We start from the raw sequence: 16,959 nt of genomic DNA on the forward strand, positions 1-16,959 counted from the left end.
AGAGCAGAATAGAATGTTTGATCAGACAACTAACACAGAAGTTCACCAGCTTACCGTTGGCAAAATCGAAACCGCAAACGGCACTATCAAGCCCCAGTTATTACGTGACGCAGTAAAGCGTGCCGTAACTAACTTCTTCGCACAGTTGGACGGTCAGGAAGCACAAGAAGTTTATGAAATGGTGCTAAGCGAAGTTGAAGCGCCTCTGCTTGACATCATCATGCAACACACTCGTGGCAACCAAACCCGCGCAGCAAACATGCTAGGTATCAACCGTGGTACTCTGCGTAAAAAATTGAAAAAATACGGCATGAACTAATCCGCAAGGATTAAGCTGTTGTATTGAGAAAAGAAAAGGCCTGAAGAGATTCAGGCTTTTTTGCTTTCTGATACACGGTTTTCTAATGTACCCCTTTCTAATGTGCGCCCTTCTTATACACATAGTTACACAGTCACCATCATGCTTGGTTTGCCACGCCTCTCACGCCAACTAAGACATCATTCACCAATACAATGCGCTTGGCTGCTCTAGCGACCAAAATCAATAGACAATCCACACAGACCCATAGCATAACCTTGACACGAGCTATCGGGTTTTAAGTTATAATGCATTTAAAAATCAGCCTGTTAATTCTAAAACTTTTTAGCCGTAGGTTTTACATTGTCATTGACTCACTCTGAACAAGATATCAAGCACAGTTGGTTTGGCCATTTCTTTATTGGCAAAGCTGATGCGGTAAAACTCAGCGCCAGTGGTATTAGCATTAATCGCACTAAAGGCGGCTTTTTTGCTCACTCTCGCAGCGTTAATAAAGTAGCAGCAGACGAACATTTTACTTGGCAGCAGCTCGACTCCCCGCCGGTTTTTACCTTGAGTCCGCTCGGATACTTGCTCAGTTTCACTGTATCTGGCAAAGCCTATCAACTGCCGTTTCTAAGCTATTTTGCGCAGCATCAATTTGGCAACGAAATCGCACTGCTTTGGACGAATGCTAATGGGGCGCGCATTGCTGAGTTAGTGGCGAAAGTCGATAAAATACTGGCACACACTTATTTACGTGAATCACGTTTAGCAATGATACAAACCAGAATCGCGCGCGAATATCAGCGTTGGTTCCCTTGGTGTGAAAACCTGCCCTTGGCGGCAAATCTACACACTGTGTTAGCGAGGCTTAAGCAAATCCACCGCTGGACCCGCGCCGATGTAAAACAGCTGCGTGAAGATTATATTCAGTCGCAGCTCGTTAAATTTGCAGACTATTTTGAGCATGTAGAATCTAATCCCTTAACCGAAAAACAGCGCCGAGCTTGTATTATTGATGATAACAATAATTTGTTATTGGCAGGTGCAGGCACGGGCAAAACCAGTGTGATGGTCGGGCGAGCCGGATATTTGCTTAAGAGTGGTCAAGCAAAAGCCGATGAAATACTGCTATTAGCCTATGGCCGTAAAGCCGCTGACGAGATGGATGAGCGGATTAAAAACAAGCTTGGCACGGAGGATATCAAGGCGAGCACTTTCCACAGTTTAGGCTTAAAAATTATCGCCGATGTTGAGCGCGCTAAACCCAGTTTGTCCCCTTGGGCAGAGGATGACAAAGCCAAAGAGCTGTGGGTGCACAATACCCTTGAGACTTTGATTGAAGATGAGGCTTACCGTAAACAACTTTTCGAGTACTTCAGCCGTTTCTATTATGTTGAAAAAAGCCCGTTCGAGTTCGAGGTGGAAGGCGAGTATTTTCAATACTTGAATGATAACGATATTCGCACCCTTAAAGGTGAGCGAGTCAAAAGCTTTGGTGAGCTCTACATTGCCAACTGGCTATTTAGCAATGGCATTGAATATGTTTATGAAGCTAAGTATGAGCATGATGTGCGCAGTATTGATTTTCGTCAGTATCAACCCGATTTCTATCTGCCTGAATACCAAGTTTATCTTGAATACTATGGTATTGATGAACACCAGCATACCGCCCCTTATATCGATAACCATAAGTACTTGGAATCGATGGCATGGAAACGTCAGCTACATAAACAACATGGTACTAAGTGTGTTGAACTATTTTATTACCAACATAAAAACGGGTCGTTAATCGGTAAGCTTGAGCAAGCTTTACAGGTCTTTAAAGTGCAATACGCCCCTTTACCCGATGAAGCCATACTCGCCACCCTGCATGAACTAGGCCGCGTGACTGAATTGGCAAAAATGTTTAGTCAGCTGATTGGGCTGTATAAAGCAGCTTGCCTTGATGAACATGGCCTTGAGGAAGTATTTGCCCGCGCCACCGATGCTCAGCAGACCCGTAAGGCATTCGAACTGCTTGAGCCCATAATCACGCGCTATGAGCAACATTTAGCAATAAATGGCGACATTGATTTTGATGACATGATTAGCAAAGCATTGACGTATCTACAACGCGGGCAATTTATTAGCCCGTGGCGTTTTATTATGGTGGATGAGTTCCAAGATATTTCAGAACCACGAGCCCGCTTAGTGCGTGCCTTGAGGGATTCCTGTGCGCCCCATTCTAAAGTGCAGGCGTCTTTATTTTGTGTCGGGGATGACTGGCAGGCGATTTATCGCTTTAGCGGCGCAGATGTGAGTTTAACTACGCAGTTTACTCACTATTTTGGCCCAACCGCCCAAAGCGACTTAGATCTGACTTTTAGGTTTAACAGCAGTATTGGGCAAGTCGCTACCCAGTTTGTCACCCAAAATCCCACACAATTGAGCAAGGATATTCGCTCCCTCAAGCAGGTCGCCTCCCCTGCGGTTTCAATATTACGCCGCGGAGAAAATGAACCACCCAGTAAAGATGAGCCAAGCCCGAATCCACTGGAACAAGCATTAACGGCGATAAGTGCAAGGATAAGCGCCGGAAGTGACAAACTTAACAGCGTACCGAGCGTCTATTTGCTGGCACGTTTTTGGTTTCAGTTACCCGATAAAACCCAAGTTAACCAACTCAAGGCTAAATATCCTAAGTTGAAGGTTGAGTGCCAATCATTTCACGCTTCGAAAGGGAAAGAAGCCGATTATGTGGTGATCATGGGGATGAAGACGGGAATGCGTGGCTTTCCGTCGATGAAAATTACGCCGCCGATACTGGATGCTTTTTTACCTAAAACTGAAACGTTTGAATTTGCAGAAGAACGCCGACTATTTTATGTCGCATTAACGCGGGCAAAACACCGTGTCTATGTGATTGCCGATATGACAGATGTGAGTCCTTTCGTCACTGAACTGCTTACAAAAGACTACCCAATTGAACAAGATGAGTTCAGCACCTCTTTAGTACAAAGGTTATTTAAAGAAGTAAAATGCGTGCGTTGCAGCACGGGAACGCTTAAACCTAGAACGGGAAATTTTAAATCGTTTTATTCTTGCTCACACTTTCCCTTGTGCGAGCACAAGGAGCAAGGCTGCCAACTCTGCGCTAGCCCAATGACGCGTAACCGTTTTGCAGGCTTTAAGGTGTGCCTAAATGAGGCTTGTGGACATATATCACCGCTTTGTAACCTCTGCGGCGGCGATATGCTGTTGAAAGATGGTCGATTCGGCCCCTTTTGGGCCTGTCGCAATTACCGCGGGCAAAACCTACCCAGTTGTACGAATACACTAAACAAGGCCAAGTTGTCGCTCCCAAGCGAGCGACCCAAAAAGCATGTTAGCTAGATACAAAGATGCTTAACAAAAGCCTATAACAATGAATCGCAACTCATTTTTATAGGCAGGAAATTTAGAGTAAAAAGAAGAAATAAACCACGAGGAAAAAGGAGCTGAGAGCACCAATCACAACAGGATAAATAAGATAAGCATCTTGCGCTCTGGCTGCACGAATAAAGCATAAATGAGCAAGAAAATAATTATAGATAAAAATCATAACTGAAATCATAACGCCATGACTAAAGCGTAATGTATTCATATTAAACGCAACAATAATAAGCAATAGCCAATTCAGCAGGATGAGATAAAGAAAGACCTTCTGCAGTTTATCTGAGCCGTTACGATTAAAAGATGCAGCCATTGCATATCCTATATTTTCGCCCGCAATCTAATTGCGTCGATCAAATTCTGAACTTCATCCTTGTCACGATAAATCCAGCGCGCTCCTAAGAACTTCAATCGACCTTTAATCGTGTGTTCTCGAGTTACTTCACATAAGACACGTGTTTGCTCAAGTTCAATATAGAATCTCATCCCTATCGACAGTGGTTCATTACACAGAATTCCAACGCCACTAATGCTAATGTCTTTTATGTTGGCGGTACCCATTGGCGTAATAACAAACCAGCGAGTTGTTGATAAATTTACTGTCAGACCGTCGCACGCAAATGCGAGTGGCGCTCTTTTATTTCGTCTCAGGCTAAATCTTTGATGAGTTCGACGATTATCAAATTCAATAATCTGATACTCAGGGGTCGCTTCAACGTCATCCTCAGAATGTACAAACTCTTCATACAGATTCATAGTCATCCCTAAAAAATGAGGACAGGTATTAACACTATTGAGTGATTGCTTGACGCTTTATTTCGTTGATAGTCACGCCCTTTGGGACAGTATCGCTAGGAGCACCAATCATGCCTCTTAATAACTGCTCAGCAGAGGACGTTAATATTAAGGCCTCTATACGACGATTTGCAGCTGCAGCAGTGTCAGTCGCGATATAAGGGATCTGATCTGCCATCCCAGTAACTTGGATAACTTGGTCACGTTTAACCCCGCCACGCTCTAAAACTCTACGCGCCAAAAGTGCCCTCTCGCTAGATAATTCCCAATTGGTAAATAAATTGCCAGCGTAAGGTGTTGAATCTGTATGACCCGAAATGACCATGCTGTTGGTGACATTTTTTAAAATCGGCCCTAAAGATAAGAGCAACTCTTCAAAATAGGGCTGCATCTGCGCACTACCTCGCGTAAACATAAATTGATTCACATTATCGTGAATTAAGATGCGTATGCCTTGAGGCACAATAGTCACGGCAATGTTTTCAGCCATGCTCGAGTTTTGCACGACTCGATTCAATTCCCTAGCCAATACCGTTAACTGTGCTTGTGTATCAAATTGCCCAGGGATCAATGTGCCTTCCTCTAAACCTTCCGACTCCCCGCCTCTGGGCATTGAACTAGACGGTATGATTGGAGGTGCAATAGACATATTGCCTTCTAAATCAATAATCGAAGATGACTGGCTTAACTCAAATGGATTAATTGGGCCGGTTGGATTCATATCTCCACGTAAGTACTGCACTATCATGGTTCGCTCTTTTTGATCTGCGATTTGCATGATCCACAGCACCATAAAGAGCGCCATCATAGCAAGCGTGAAATCGGCAAAAGCGACTTTCCACGCACCACCATGACCATGATTACGCTTTCCTCGTTTTCGCCGCTTGATAATAATCGGCTCATTTTTATGGAGCATTAGCTTTTCTGCCCTTCCATCCAACGTTCTAATTCTATAAATGAAGGACGATTTTCACTTTGAATTTGTTTCCGTCCCGCATCAATAGCCATCATTGGTGGCTTCCCTTTTGAAAAGGTCACTAAAATAGCGGCGATGCACCGAAGCTGTGCCGATTTGCGATCAACCAGATGCTCTAATGCTTTTGACATGGGGTCGAAGAAACAATAACACGCGAAAATACCGATAAATGTACCGACTAATGCTGCGGCAACTTTGACACCAATCATAGTAATTGGGCCATCAATATTCGACATAGTGATAATAATACCAAGAACCGCAGCTAAAATACCAAAGCCAGGCATAGCCTCTCCCACCTTACTAAAGGCTTCCGATGGCCGTAATCGGTCCTCTTCTATTCGATGAATCTCTTCTTCTAGAATGTGTTCTAAGTCGTGGGGAGATATCTTCCCAATAGACTGAACGCGTAAATTATCAATTAAAAACTGTAAAACATTTGGGTGATTGAGTACGGCTGGATACATTAGAAAAATAGAACTTTGCTGAGGATTTTCTAAATGCTCATCGAGTACCTTTAAGCCTTGGGATTGGATCTGAGCCATTAAAGTGCCCATCAAAGGAAATAACTGAGGATATAATTCAGGATCTTCTTTGCCCTTATTAAATAATTCCTTTAACTGCTCAAACATCTCTTTTAATACTGATTGCGGGTTAGCAATAATAAGCGCCCCTACACCCGCGCCCATAATGATTAAAATTTCAGCAGGCTGCCACAATGCAGACAAAGCCCCACCCGCCCAAACATACCCACCAAACACAGAAGCTAAAATGATTAACAGCCCAACTAGTTTACTCATTACGATCTTCTCACTTTTAAACTTTAGCGCTGCAATATTGTTTTTAACTGTGAAATAGCTGATTTATGCAGCTGGCAAATACGCGTTTCAGTCAATCCCAATGCCATAGCAATCTCTTTTAAATTCAGCTCATGATGATAGTAAAGCGACAGAATTAGCTGTTCTCTTTCATTTAATTTTGAAATAACTTTGATCAAGGTTTGCTTCAGCATCAATCGTTCAACATCATTGCTTCTGTCTACTGGTTGCTCCCCTCCTAATAGCAACTCGTCTAAGCTCTTCATCGACTCAGCTTGTGTTGAATATAAGCGTTCCCGATAATCTTCTGCGCTAAGCCCAAGCGCACTGGCCACTTCGAGATCGCTTGGTTCACGCCCCATCTCTCGACTCAAGCGTCTCACCACGTCATTAAGCTCATGGGCCTGTTGTCGAACAGGTCTAGGGCGCCAATCTTGACGCCTCAGCTCGTCGAGTATGGCGCCGCGAATACGTTGCCCCGCGAAGGAAATAAATCCGTTATCCAACTCGCCAGGATACCGACGTGATGACTCAAGCAAGGCCATCATGCCAATTTGCTCCATATCCTCGAGGGATAACATCACGCCGCAGTGACTGCGCATCTGCGACACGATACGTTTAATTAATGGCAGATATTGCCGAATAATCTGCTGTTCAGATTGGCGCTCTTCGACCGGATAGTCACAGGTTTGTTGATATGCGAGTTGGCCCGCTGTTGTCATGATAGGGCCTCTTACTGGATCACCATGCGAGTAAAGAGCACTTCATCAATATCCGACGGTAATTTATTATCAGACAGCACTTTTACCATCAATATCAGCGCCTCTGATTGTAAGCTGTCGAGCTGGTCTAAATGATTCAACTGCTCAAATGTTTTACGTGAAAACATCTTCATCATAGCGTTACGTATGAGTGGGTCAGACTCTAGCAAAACCGTTTTCATATTGGGATTATGGCTTTTTAATGACATTTCAAGCAGCATGTAATGGGGGTATTTATCCCCTGGAATCGATATTACAAACTTTTCTAATGGATAAAACTTTGCCACAGGTACAGGTTCGACTTCGGGTTCCGATGCAAAAAGCTCTGCTAGCTTCCAATCTCCACTACTTGTTCCAATCCAAAATGCACCTGCGGTCGAACTAATGAGCACAAGTAACGCTAAAATAATCTTTACTAAACGAGATTTTAAAATTGCCATTAAACGACTCCGGCACTTAAGCCAATAAATCTAATTGAGATTTCTCTCTCGTCATCACATCGGCTACATTGTCCGTTGCAGTTTCAGCCGCTATCGATGAGGAGAATAATGCAGTTTCCTGCTGGTGCTGTGGCGATCCACCTTGGCCAATATCAACATCAATTTGACCGCCATGATCCATTGCTAAATCCACTCTCAAACGATCTAAACCATTGAGCAATGCATCTCGAATTGCCGGATTTACCGCATGCATTTGCACCTGTAAACGATCGCCCTCTAAACGAATATTGAGCTCAATCTTGCCCAGTTCTGGCGGATCTAACCTCAATTCAGCTTTCTTAATATGTTGATCGACTTGGAAACGAAGGTGCTCTCTTAAGGGAGTAAGGATCTCTTGAGATTGCTGCGCTAAAGAAGCCATTGGAGTGAGTGATACGGGTCCCCATTGAGTTGCACTGGCAGCCTGCGAACCCGCAACTGGCTGAGATCCAATCGCATTAATATCTTTAGCTTCATGCCCCCTGAGCTCAGCTAACACACGCTGAAACACTGACGAGTCAGATTTCAAATGGTCAAGATTCGCAGAGAAAGGTGCCAGCGTTGAATCCTGTATAAATGCGCCGCTCATTTTCAAGGGTTCACCACTCATACCCGCAGGCTGAGTACTGCTTCCTGTAAGAGCCATAGATGAGGTCATCCCTGAGCTAGATAGGGTACCTCTTTGCTCTATGGCTGAGAGCCCAATTAAAGATGCAGGAGTTCGACCTACCGGATCCGCTTTAACAGTTTCAGCAGGCAAAATCACAGGAACAAACGGCGCTACAGCAGTCGGTGAAACGAGACTGTTCTGAGGCGTGGCGGCTAAGCCATCTTGACTAATAAGCGCTGAGTTAATCTCAGTATTTAACAGTGACGGAGGCATTCCAGGTACAACCGGAGCGGCAACGGGTGCAAAAGGCACCGAATCAGAATAATCACTATTAATATATTGATTTAAAAAGGTATCAGTATCACTTTCTAGAGTTTGTTCAGTACTCGGAGTCCACTGAGCACTCTCTAACGGAAGAGATTTTGCAGGCAATCCTATAGGTAACGCCAACAAGGTAAATGACTCAGATTTATCTTGATCAACTGCACTTGTCACTTTAGTCGTCAAGCTGGTATTTGTGCCCACTGGACGAATTGAAAGAAGATCAGAGATCATCCACAGCTCCACTCACTTGAGTTAATTGATAGGCGGCTAAACCTGGTTGTTGCGACTTAAAGCGGCTCATTTCAACGGCTAATTCATCACGAGCCAAGATCAACTCTTGTAGCACTTGAGAATGAACCCGTTTTAATTCTGCACGGGCAGTTTTCTGCTCAATATCATGAGTCTCACCCGCCTGTTGCAAGGCTTTAATCAAAGCGATGTTCACTTTTCGGACATTGTCCCAATCTTGAGCATCTGCATATTGGCGTAAAGCACTCGCAAAGCGCGCCCACTGCCTAATTGAGATTTGCCCATCCTTCTCTGACATTGGTAATCACCTGAGTAATTGGAACCAGAGCTTCTGCACTGTTTTCGACACTGGCACTGACAAGCTGACGGCTACAGAAGTCATAGAGACGATGTAAGCTCACTGCAACCTCACCACCATTTTCAAGGTCCAGCATAGAGTCCAGTCCATGCACTATGTTAAGGCACTTGTGGATACTCATGCCTTTCGCCTCATACCTTTGGTATTCCATATGGCCAGCGGTCCGCTCTAGTTCTTCCAATAAACCATCAAGTAGCATACGCACCATGTCATGGGTTGTGGCTGCCGCTACTTGTGCATCTAACGCGGTTTGCTTGTAAGCATTAAATGGATCGTACTCGTTTAACATTGGTAATAATTTCCTAGCTAAATAGCCCACTCGCAGCGCTAAATTGATTAATCGTCGCTTCCATTGCCGTAAATTGCGTCAAATAAATCTGATACTTTTGATTCATTTGATAGTTATGACGATCCATGCTGTCATTCACACTTTTAATCTGTTTATTTAACGCTTCTTGTTTTTGATCGATATAGCCATTGAACTGCGTAAAAGGCTTTAATGTCTTCTCAACATTCTTGACGTAGCTACCTTCACCCGTAAACATCGCTTGCACTTTTTCGGGATCACTTTTAAAACTGTCGGTTAGCTTGGCATCATCAATTTTCAGTTTTCCATCTCGGCCAATTTCAATTCCTATATCAGACAAACGCATCCCATTTGAAGCGGTTGTAAATACTGAATCACGTAGCCGAGACTGTAATAAACGAAGAGACGTATCGCCTTTCAAGACACCAATTTGCGCCTCACTCACAGCGGTAGTTTTGTCTTCTTTATCTTTATCTTTATCCGAAGAACTCGAATCAGAGGCTTTTACTCCCATAGAACGAGTAAGTTGGTTAATTTGTGTCATTAACGAATTAAATGAATCGACAAAATCTTTAACCGTTTTCTTATTCGCTTCGAAATCATCTGCCACTTTAATCATGCTGCTATCACCCGCAGCATGCACCTTAACTAATTCAAGGCTGACACCATCAACAACATTCTCTAGATAGTTACTACTGCTGGTAATATCGATACCGTTTAATGTGAGTTCCGCATCTTGTGCTGCACGACGTTCTGTCATGCCCCAATCGGCACCGTTAAACTCTACCTTCACTTGATTCGCAACACCCGATTCCTTTGAAGACAGCATAAATTCGATTTGATTACCGGTGCGCACTAATGACGCCTGCACCCCAGGATTACCCACCTGCTTATTAATCACATCGCGTAATTGAGAAACTGAAATAGCCGCACCACCATTAATGGTTGCTAAGTCAATATCCATACGTTTGGTCGGATCACTACCAACTTGAATGCTTATTACGCCTGACGCCGGTAACAGCTCATTTTCAGATGCATAGGTTTTAGTAAGCTGATGCGCTTGTGCGAGCTTATGCACGCTCAAATCATAATTACCCTTAGGTGCATCAGATTTGACGGTCGCAGTCGCATTATCGCCAGAAACGGTGGCAATTTTTCCCTTAGTCGCATCACCACCAATTTCACTCAACTTAGTGGCCATTTTCTTCATATTATTTTCAAGCAACGTATAGGCATCTAACTGCGTTTTGCTGTTTGTTAGCTTACCTTTGTAAAGTGTATCTTTACCTGCGCGGTCTGCGCCAATCAGTTGCTGAGCAAATTGTGCTGCACTCATACCTGAAATCATGACTACCTCCACTCGTTCTAGAGCAAAACGCATGCCAAAAACAAGCTGCTGTTTTTAAAGATATTTAAATAATTAACCGGCCTAAACACAGCTAAAAACTTCCGCTTAAACACTTGGATAGGAAAACCATCTTCCACCTAGTTTTGTCGAAGATTACCCACTAGAACATGACCCTAGAGGTTTAAATCTCAGGTTTAGCGACCAATACTTAAACTGTGGCTAAAATAAAAATGCCAGTCAGCTTAGCTCACTGGCATTAACGCTAAATCTGCAACCTTAGTTAAGCCAAATGAAATAAGGCTAACGTAGATTGAACTAGATTAACGCAGTAGACCCATCACTAAACCGGTATTTTGGTTAGCAGAAGACAGTACTGTAGTCCCTGCTTGAACAAGCAGTTGGTTACGCGTCATGTTGGCAGATTCAACCGCAAAATCGGCATCCATAATACGGCCAGCAGCGGTTTTGGTATTTTCAGTTACGCTAGCTAAGTTAGCCGCAGTATGGCCAAGACGGTTAATGTTGGCACCTAAGGTTGAGCGCTCGGTACCGACTGAGGCGATGAAAGTATCAACCAGATCTATGGCATCAGTTGCACCTGTAGTTAAATCACCTGCTTTTAGCGCAGCAGCATCTATTTTTTTTGTTGTAACAGTTAATGTTTCATCTGATCCCGCTCCAATTTGGAACTGCACACCCCCTTCTAACGAAGTGAATAACTCATTACCGGCATAACTTGTTTTCTCGAGGATACGGGCAATTTCTGAGTTCAACTCTTTAAATTCATCATTTAGCGCTTTTAAATCATTAGTAGAGTTAACGCCGTTAGCCGCTTGAGTCGCTAATTCTTTTTGACGATTGCCAATAGTCGTTAACTCTTCTAATGCACCATCAGCGGTTTGCAGCATAGAGGTCGCATCAGAAATATTACGTGAAGCCGTTTCCATACCTTTTACGTTAGCGCTCATGCGGTTAGCAATTTGTAGACCTGCAGCGTCATCTGATGCGCCATTGATACGTAAACCCGTTGATAAACGCTCCATCGCGTTAGTCAGTAGGTTATTGCTTTTGTTTACAGCGCCCTGTGCAACGATTGAAGCGTAATTTGTGTGAACACCTAACATATTAATTCTCCCAGAAAATAATAAACAACTTGATTAGACCTGATTACAGGGATAATTAATTAAAGCGACGGTTAATGCTGATAACTGAAAAAATATTTAAAAAATTTGTTTTGCCCCACTGAAAATAATCAGCCAACCACCTAATAGGGTTAAAAACATACAAAAATGCCAGTGAACTAAGTCCTCTGGCATCAACAATCCTGCATTGGCAACACGCGTTGTATTATCCGCACTCTCAGTGCGCATTAAAAATTAGCACAGCAGTGCACTAACCTGCTCACGGTTAGTATTTCCCTGCGCCATCAATGAAGTCACTTGATAGGCAAAAGGATGAGGTTGCATAAATTTATGCAAATGCTGTAATTCAATTTTAGGCTGACTCGAGGCGGTTAATTGCTTAGCCTTCACGAGCAGTAAGCGGTGTGATGCTTTGATGTCATCAATTTGCACTGTGACTTTTTTTTCAACTTTTATCACTTTTGCTAAGGTCATTTTCAGCTTTTCAACTTCGGAAAAATTCCATTCACGGGGATCCTGCCAACTAAACTTCTCTTCTAGTTGTATATTTCTCGGCTCTCCCGCAGGCAATCTCTGACCTTCGCCAACCATTAAAATCCCACCACTGAGCCTCATCCAAGTCTCATGCGGTGCTGTAAACACAGTGTCATTAGTCGATAAGCGGTCAATACTCATCCCAATCGAAGCTAAAACAGGCTCTATGATATCTTGTAGCTCTAAGCGATTTTTATTCGCCGGCAAGAACAAATGCAATGTTTGCTTTTCAGTAAAAAGCGTAATCCGCTCATCGCGGTTCTTAGGTGAGGTGAGATCAACTCGTCGGAACTTAAAAAAATGTAATGCCGCAGGCTGGGATGCTGAAATCAAATTCAAATGATGATCGAGTAAGCGTTTACCTTGGTAATGAGGCTTAATCTCGATTAATTGCCTACGACATTCTTCTGCTTTATGTAATGCGTCTTCAACAACCGAACTTTTACTGAACAAGCACGTTTGCAACTGTTTGTTTAGCTGACCTAGGATACTTTTCGCCGAGTTCAAGCTCTGTAACACCACTTGCGATGCACTAATATTATGTTGCTCTTGAGTCACCTTGGCCCAACGTCCATAAGCTTCCAATCTATGCTTAGGTATCGGCCTCGCTTTCGGTGCACTGCGGGGTGCACCTGATATCGGAGCAACATAATGGGACGTTACCGTCTGACTTTGACGTAACTGACTAAGTGACTCACCTATCCCTTTGATCATTTAACTCATTACCTACATATGATTGAAAAGGGACAGTTGGCTTATCTGTACAAAAGTTTGCTGGGTAATTTTTAATGCGGTTAATTTAACATTGAACTCGGCAGTGGCAGCGGCATAATCGAGCTCTTGCGTTTCACCTATCACTTGCTTACTAAACAACACCATCTCTTCATGGGAGCTTTTGACTAAAGCTAGATTATTTTGCTTGCCACCAAAATCGGTAATCGCCGCACCTATGCTATCTAAGGTTTCGTTTAACGCTGTTTGTATTCCGCTAGCAGCCGCACTGAAAGCGGCATCGCTTGGTGATAAGCTTGGGTCCTTTAATACGTTAATATAGTCCATTGCTTGATTTAAAATATCTTGGCCAGCATTGGAGAATAAAACCTTTTCGGCGGTGACATTAGCCGTAGTCCATGACGAGTTAGAGGTTTGCACCGTTCTCTCGCTAGCATCACCTTGGTAGACGTATCGCCCAGCAGTATCCTTAACTACCGCAGCTTTCTCAATCGCGTTACCCGAAAACAGGTAATTACCCGACTCATCGGTGGCGTTAATATTATCCACTAACCCCTTTAAGAGTTCTTCCATTTCAGAAGCATAGGATTCTCTATCCTCTTTCGAGAGATTCGAGCTATTAGTGGCGATACTGATTTCCTTCATCCGCTGCTGCGTCTCAACCATGCTAGATAAATAGGTTTCAGCGCGGCTCATGCTGGTACTTAAGGAATCAATATTTTTAACGTATTGCTGCACTAACGCGAGATCGCGCTGATTATCCATCACGCGAACGACACCAATAGGATCATCTGAAGGCGATAGTATTGAAACACCTTTAGAGAGCATTTGATTCAAACGTGCCACATCATACGTCGTGTTCTGCAAACTGTTTAAATTGTTAGTGTATAAATTTTGCATTGTTACACGCATGAATAAAGTCCTTAAAAGCTACTGAGCATAGTTTGAAACAGTTGATCTGCGGTGGAAATCACCTTCGCATTTGCCATATATGACTGCTGATAGATGATCAAATTGATCCCTTCTTCGTCGGGATTCACACCACTGGTACTCGCCCATTGGGACTGCGCATCTTTCTGTAAATCAACACTGGTTTTAGCAAATGAAATCGCTTGGCGAGAGGCTGAACCTAACTGGCCGACCTTGCTAGAGAAGGATTCCGCTAAGCTTGTATTACTGCCAAGACTCGTAAAACTCAGCTCTTTATTCGCTAGCTGCACTAAGGCTTTTAAATTAGTGTTATCGCCTTGGGTGCCATCTTTACCAAAGGCAAGTTTATCAGGCGTAAAGCCAGCCGTTAGAGATAAGCTTCCCCCTGGGTTATTGGCTTGATACGTAAATAAATCCTGTGAAGGTGTCGCACCATTTAAGTCAGTGCCCGAAGCAAGAATAGAATTAAACTCGGTCGCTAACATTACCGCTAATTCATCTATGTACTCTTGCGAGTCCGCGAGCTGAACATCACGGTAAGTAAGCAAGGCACCTAAACTGCCACCAGCGGTTTCATCAACATTAAACTGGCTGGAACCAAACTGGATAGTCACCAGATCATTTTTAGGATTGGCAGGATCAGGATTGCTCGCTAATTTAGCCGCCGTATTTCCGGTCAGTAATGGCTCACCTCGGGCCAGCGAGATATTGACCATGCCTTGGCTATCTTCAACAACCCGAATATCTAAAATCGCCGCCAAGTCATCAATCGCAGCATCTCGACTATCTTGCAGTGCAGGCGGAATCGTTCCTGTCACACTCGCCGCCTGAATGTCACGGTTGAAACTGGCGATAATATTAAGTTGTGAGTTGATCTCTTTAACGGATGAACCAAGCTGCCCATTGATCTGATTACGTTGCGAATCAATATTGTCGTTGATTGCATTCACTCTTTGGGCAACGGCCTTAGCCTCATTAAGTACACCTTGTCGGTAGGCGATGAGATTAGGCTGTTCCATTGATGAATTTAGGGCGGCAAATAATTGATCTAGGCCCTTGGAAACATTGTTCCCTTCGGCACCAAATACTTGTTCAGCCTGACGCAAATAGCTGCTTTGTACTTTAGAAAAGCCAACTGCACTCGTGGTTTGCCATAACTGCGCGACTTCGTACTGATCAGAGATCCGCCTTACACCATCCACAAAACGCCTGCGCCGGAACCATAAGCACCGCCGCCAACCGAACTTAACATCACCTGCTGACGTGAATAGCCTGCAACCATAGCATTAGTAACGTTATTTGAAGTTGCATTCAATGCCGCCATGCTTGCCAATAAGCCAGACTTACCAATGTTCAACATGCTCATTTAAAATCCTTCACAACGGGCCGCATAATAAGTGCAGGCTGCATCGCTGTTGTTGTCATCTGTTGAGGATCAAAGGCGACCGGATCTTTCTCGGACTGAAATGAACGTGATAGCTGCTTAGTCATCACTTCAGCTAAACCCATACCATTAACTTGGCTTAAACGACTCGCCAATTCCGCATCATGTAAATCTTGATAAATTCCATTATTGCTTTTGGAGGTTAAAGGACTATCTTCATCGGCCATAGCGTCAGTGGCTGAGCGCATTTGTTTAAGTACCGTTTGCAGGAACTGCGCCTCAAATTGTTGACTGACTAATTTAAGTGCACCTTGCTCGCCATTCGCCTTAATCAAATCATCGGCATTCAGCTTATTTAAGTAACCGCCCGTATTTTCAACTTTCATTAAATCACCACCAAATCAGCTTCTAAAGAGCCCGCTTCCGCCAAAGCTTCTAGAATTGCCATCAAGTCCATTGGTGTCGCACCTAAGCTATTTACGGCACGCACGATTTCTTCAATTGCTGTGCCCTCGGGCCAAACAAACATACGTTTGTTACCTTGCTCGACCAATACTTGGCTATCATTAGTCACCACGGTTTCCCCTGCGGCATTACCAAGATAAGCGCCATTAGGCTGGCTCACGTTTTCACGTTCAACAATAGTCACTGTCAGATTGCCATGGCTCACAGCGGCTTTACGAACCACAACATCTCCCCCTAATACCACTGTCCCCGTACGGCTATTAAACACGATTCTAGGTGAACGTCGGCCTTGGTCAATCTTGAGTTCTTCAAGCATTGACATAAAAGTCACACGCTCTCGATTCGACTTAGGCGCGTGTATCAGGACCTTGGCATGATCTTGCGCACGCGCAACATCGGGGCCAAATAGTTCGTTAACAGCCCGTTCGATATTTCGGGCGGTTTTAAAGTTGGGATCCTTAAGGTTTAATATGATGTCTTCATTATCACTAAAGTTACTTTTGATTGGTGCCTCAAGTAAGGCACCATTGGGGATAGTGCCAACAGTTGGCACATTCACAGTCACAGATGATCCATTACGACCGGCGGCAGAAATACCGCCAACCACTAAGTTGCCCTGCGCTACCGCGTAAACCTCACCATCGACAGCCCTAAGAGGCGTCATTAATAAGGTTCCGCCCTGAAGACTTTTTGCATCACCAAGGGATGAAACCGTCACATCTAAGGATTGTCCTGGGCTCGCCAGAGAAGTAATAGTCGCATGCACAGCAACGGCGGCGACGTTCTTTAACTTAGGATCGGTTTTATCATCAATCTGTACACCAAACTGTTTAAGCATATTGACGACAGATTGACTGGTAAATTTAACTTGAGAGCGGTCACCCGTTCCATTTAATCCGACGACTAAGCCATAACCCACGAGTTGGTTATCACGCAGACCTTGCACATCGACAATATCCATCAAGTAGCGGCTTTGCTCTTCCGCTTGCAGTGTACCAGTAGCCAAAAGTAACAATAATAAACAACGTAGCATCA

At 43.9% G+C, this 16,959-nt stretch carries 17 protein-coding genes and 1 pseudogene; 2 read left to right on the top strand and 16 right to left on the bottom strand.

Annotated elements, in window-relative coordinates; genetic code table 11:
* The first annotated feature begins 13 nt into the window (after window positions 1-13).
* Together fis and KV201_RS01735 are read left to right on the top strand one after the other, a co-directional pair.
* Window positions 14-319 carry a DNA-binding transcriptional regulator Fis gene (gene fis / locus KV201_RS01730; RefSeq protein WP_006083371.1) on the top strand — a complete coding sequence of 102 codons (306 nt, stop codon included), beginning with the start codon at window positions 14-16 and terminating at the stop codon, window positions 317-319.
* A 342-nt stretch (window positions 320-661) separates the two neighbouring features.
* Window positions 662-3,676, top strand: coding sequence for a UvrD-helicase domain-containing protein (locus tag KV201_RS01735; RefSeq protein ID WP_226058343.1), 3,015 nt, complete (start codon window positions 662-664; stop codon window positions 3,674-3,676).
* Between the two features lie 64 nt (window positions 3,677-3,740).
* On the opposite strand, the gene KV201_RS01740 is transcribed toward KV201_RS01735, so the two are convergent.
* The 16 genes and pseudogenes from KV201_RS01740 to KV201_RS01820 form a co-directional block, all read right to left on the bottom strand.
* Window positions 3,741-4,028 carry a hypothetical protein gene (locus KV201_RS01740; RefSeq protein WP_011848019.1) on the bottom strand — a complete coding sequence of 96 codons (288 nt, stop codon included), beginning with the start codon at window positions 4,026-4,028 and terminating at the stop codon, window positions 3,741-3,743.
* An 8-nt stretch (window positions 4,029-4,036) separates the two neighbouring features.
* Window positions 4,037-4,471 (bottom strand): hypothetical protein, encoded by a 435-nt coding sequence (locus KV201_RS01745; RefSeq protein ID WP_006083374.1) that lies wholly within the window; start codon window positions 4,469-4,471, stop codon window positions 4,037-4,039.
* Between the two features lie 34 nt (window positions 4,472-4,505).
* Window positions 4,506-5,426: a flagellar motor protein MotB gene (locus tag KV201_RS01750; RefSeq protein ID WP_226058344.1), complete on the bottom strand. Its 921-nt coding sequence runs from the start codon at window positions 5,424-5,426 to the stop codon at window positions 4,506-4,508.
* On the bottom strand, window positions 5,426-6,283 hold the full coding sequence (gene motA, locus KV201_RS01755) for a flagellar motor stator protein MotA (RefSeq protein WP_006083376.1): 858 nt from the start codon (window positions 6,281-6,283) through the stop codon (window positions 5,426-5,428). Before motA ends, KV201_RS01750 begins: the two co-directional genes overlap by 1 nt.
* Before the next feature lie 23 nt (window positions 6,284-6,306).
* Entirely contained in the window at window positions 6,307-7,023 is a 717-nt protein-coding gene (locus KV201_RS01760; RefSeq protein ID WP_006083377.1) for an RNA polymerase sigma factor FliA, read from the bottom strand.
* 11 nt (window positions 7,024-7,034) lie between these two features.
* Complete coding sequence (gene fliL, locus KV201_RS01765) at window positions 7,035-7,502, bottom strand: flagellar basal body-associated protein FliL (RefSeq protein ID WP_006083378.1); 468 nt, start codon at window positions 7,500-7,502, stop codon at window positions 7,035-7,037.
* Between the two features lie 16 nt (window positions 7,503-7,518).
* Window positions 7,519-8,706 (bottom strand): flagellar hook-length control protein FliK, encoded by a 1,188-nt coding sequence (locus tag KV201_RS01770; RefSeq protein ID WP_226058345.1) that lies wholly within the window; start codon window positions 8,704-8,706, stop codon window positions 7,519-7,521.
* Window positions 8,696-9,022 (bottom strand): hypothetical protein, encoded by a 327-nt coding sequence (locus KV201_RS01775; RefSeq protein WP_226058346.1) that lies wholly within the window; start codon window positions 9,020-9,022, stop codon window positions 8,696-8,698. Before KV201_RS01775 ends, KV201_RS01770 begins: the two co-directional genes overlap by 11 nt.
* On the bottom strand, window positions 8,991-9,371 hold the full coding sequence (gene fliS / locus KV201_RS01780) for a flagellar export chaperone FliS (protein ID WP_006083381.1): 381 nt from the start codon (window positions 9,369-9,371) through the stop codon (window positions 8,991-8,993). Before fliS ends, KV201_RS01775 begins: the two co-directional genes overlap by 32 nt.
* 13 nt (window positions 9,372-9,384) lie before the next feature.
* Window positions 9,385-10,737 carry a flagellar filament capping protein FliD gene (fliD, locus tag KV201_RS01785; protein ID WP_226058347.1) on the bottom strand — a complete coding sequence of 451 codons (1,353 nt, stop codon included), beginning with the start codon at window positions 10,735-10,737 and terminating at the stop codon, window positions 9,385-9,387.
* Window positions 10,738-11,057: 320 nt separating this feature from the next.
* Window positions 11,058-11,861, bottom strand: coding sequence for a flagellin (locus tag KV201_RS01790; RefSeq protein ID WP_226058348.1), 804 nt, complete (start codon window positions 11,859-11,861; stop codon window positions 11,058-11,060).
* Between the two features lie 252 nt (window positions 11,862-12,113).
* On the bottom strand, window positions 12,114-13,127 hold the full coding sequence (locus KV201_RS01795; protein WP_226058349.1) for a hypothetical protein: 1,014 nt from the start codon (window positions 13,125-13,127) through the stop codon (window positions 12,114-12,116).
* Between the two features lie 12 nt (window positions 13,128-13,139).
* Entirely contained in the window at window positions 13,140-14,057 is a 918-nt protein-coding gene (gene flgL / locus KV201_RS01800; RefSeq protein ID WP_226058350.1) for a flagellar hook-associated protein FlgL, read from the bottom strand.
* An 11-nt stretch (window positions 14,058-14,068) separates the two neighbouring features.
* Window positions 14,069-15,441: pseudogene (gene flgK, locus KV201_RS01805) on the bottom strand (flagellar hook-associated protein FlgK).
* Window positions 15,438-15,845, bottom strand: coding sequence for a rod-binding protein (locus KV201_RS01815; RefSeq protein ID WP_226058353.1), 408 nt, complete (start codon window positions 15,843-15,845; stop codon window positions 15,438-15,440). Before KV201_RS01815 ends, flgK begins: the two are co-directional and overlap by 4 nt.
* Window positions 15,845-16,957 carry a flagellar basal body P-ring protein FlgI gene (locus KV201_RS01820; protein ID WP_113940820.1) on the bottom strand — a complete coding sequence of 371 codons (1,113 nt, stop codon included), beginning with the start codon at window positions 16,955-16,957 and terminating at the stop codon, window positions 15,845-15,847. Before KV201_RS01820 ends, KV201_RS01815 begins: the two co-directional genes overlap by 1 nt.
* Window positions 16,958-16,959: the final 2 nt, after the last annotated feature.

The organism is Shewanella sp. SR1 (assembly GCF_020447145.1).
Lineage (GTDB): Bacteria > Pseudomonadota > Gammaproteobacteria > Enterobacterales > Shewanellaceae > Shewanella > Shewanella baltica.

Coding starts and splice junctions, on each gene's coding strand:
- fis (WP_006083371.1), top strand. CDS start 14: ATGTTTGATCAGACAACTAACACAGAAGTTCACCAGCTTACCGTTGGC.
- KV201_RS01740 (WP_011848019.1), bottom strand. CDS start 4,028: ATGGCTGCATCTTTTAATCGTAACGGCTCAGATAAACTGCAGAAGGTC.
- KV201_RS01745 (WP_006083374.1), bottom strand. CDS start 4,471: ATGAATCTGTATGAAGAGTTTGTACATTCTGAGGATGACGTTGAAGCG.
- KV201_RS01750 (WP_226058344.1), bottom strand. CDS start 5,426: ATGCTCCATAAAAATGAGCCGATTATTATCAAGCGGCGAAAACGAGGA.
- motA (WP_006083376.1), bottom strand. CDS start 6,283: ATGAGTAAACTAGTTGGGCTGTTAATCATTTTAGCTTCTGTGTTTGGT.
- KV201_RS01760 (WP_006083377.1), bottom strand. CDS start 7,023: ATGACAACAGCGGGCCAACTCGCATATCAACAAACCTGTGACTATCCG.
- fliL (WP_006083378.1), bottom strand. CDS start 7,502: ATGGCAATTTTAAAATCTCGTTTAGTAAAGATTATTTTAGCGTTACTT.
- KV201_RS01770 (WP_226058345.1), bottom strand. CDS start 8,706: ATGATCTCTGATCTTCTTTCAATTCGTCCAGTGGGCACAAATACCAGC.
- KV201_RS01775 (WP_226058346.1), bottom strand. CDS start 9,022: ATGTCAGAGAAGGATGGGCAAATCTCAATTAGGCAGTGGGCGCGCTTT.
- fliS (WP_006083381.1), bottom strand. CDS start 9,371: ATGTTAAACGAGTACGATCCATTTAATGCTTACAAGCAAACCGCGTTA.
- fliD (WP_226058347.1), bottom strand. CDS start 10,737: ATGATTTCAGGTATGAGTGCAGCACAATTTGCTCAGCAACTGATTGGC.
- KV201_RS01790 (WP_226058348.1), bottom strand. CDS start 11,861: ATGTTAGGTGTTCACACAAATTACGCTTCAATCGTTGCACAGGGCGCT.
- KV201_RS01795 (WP_226058349.1), bottom strand. CDS start 13,127: ATGATCAAAGGGATAGGTGAGTCACTTAGTCAGTTACGTCAAAGTCAG.
- flgL (WP_226058350.1), bottom strand. CDS start 14,057: ATGCGTGTAACAATGCAAAATTTATACACTAACAATTTAAACAGTTTG.
- KV201_RS01815 (WP_226058353.1), bottom strand. CDS start 15,845: ATGAAAGTTGAAAATACGGGCGGTTACTTAAATAAGCTGAATGCCGAT.
- KV201_RS01820 (WP_113940820.1), bottom strand. CDS start 16,957: ATGCTACGTTGTTTATTATTGTTACTTTTGGCTACTGGTACACTGCAA.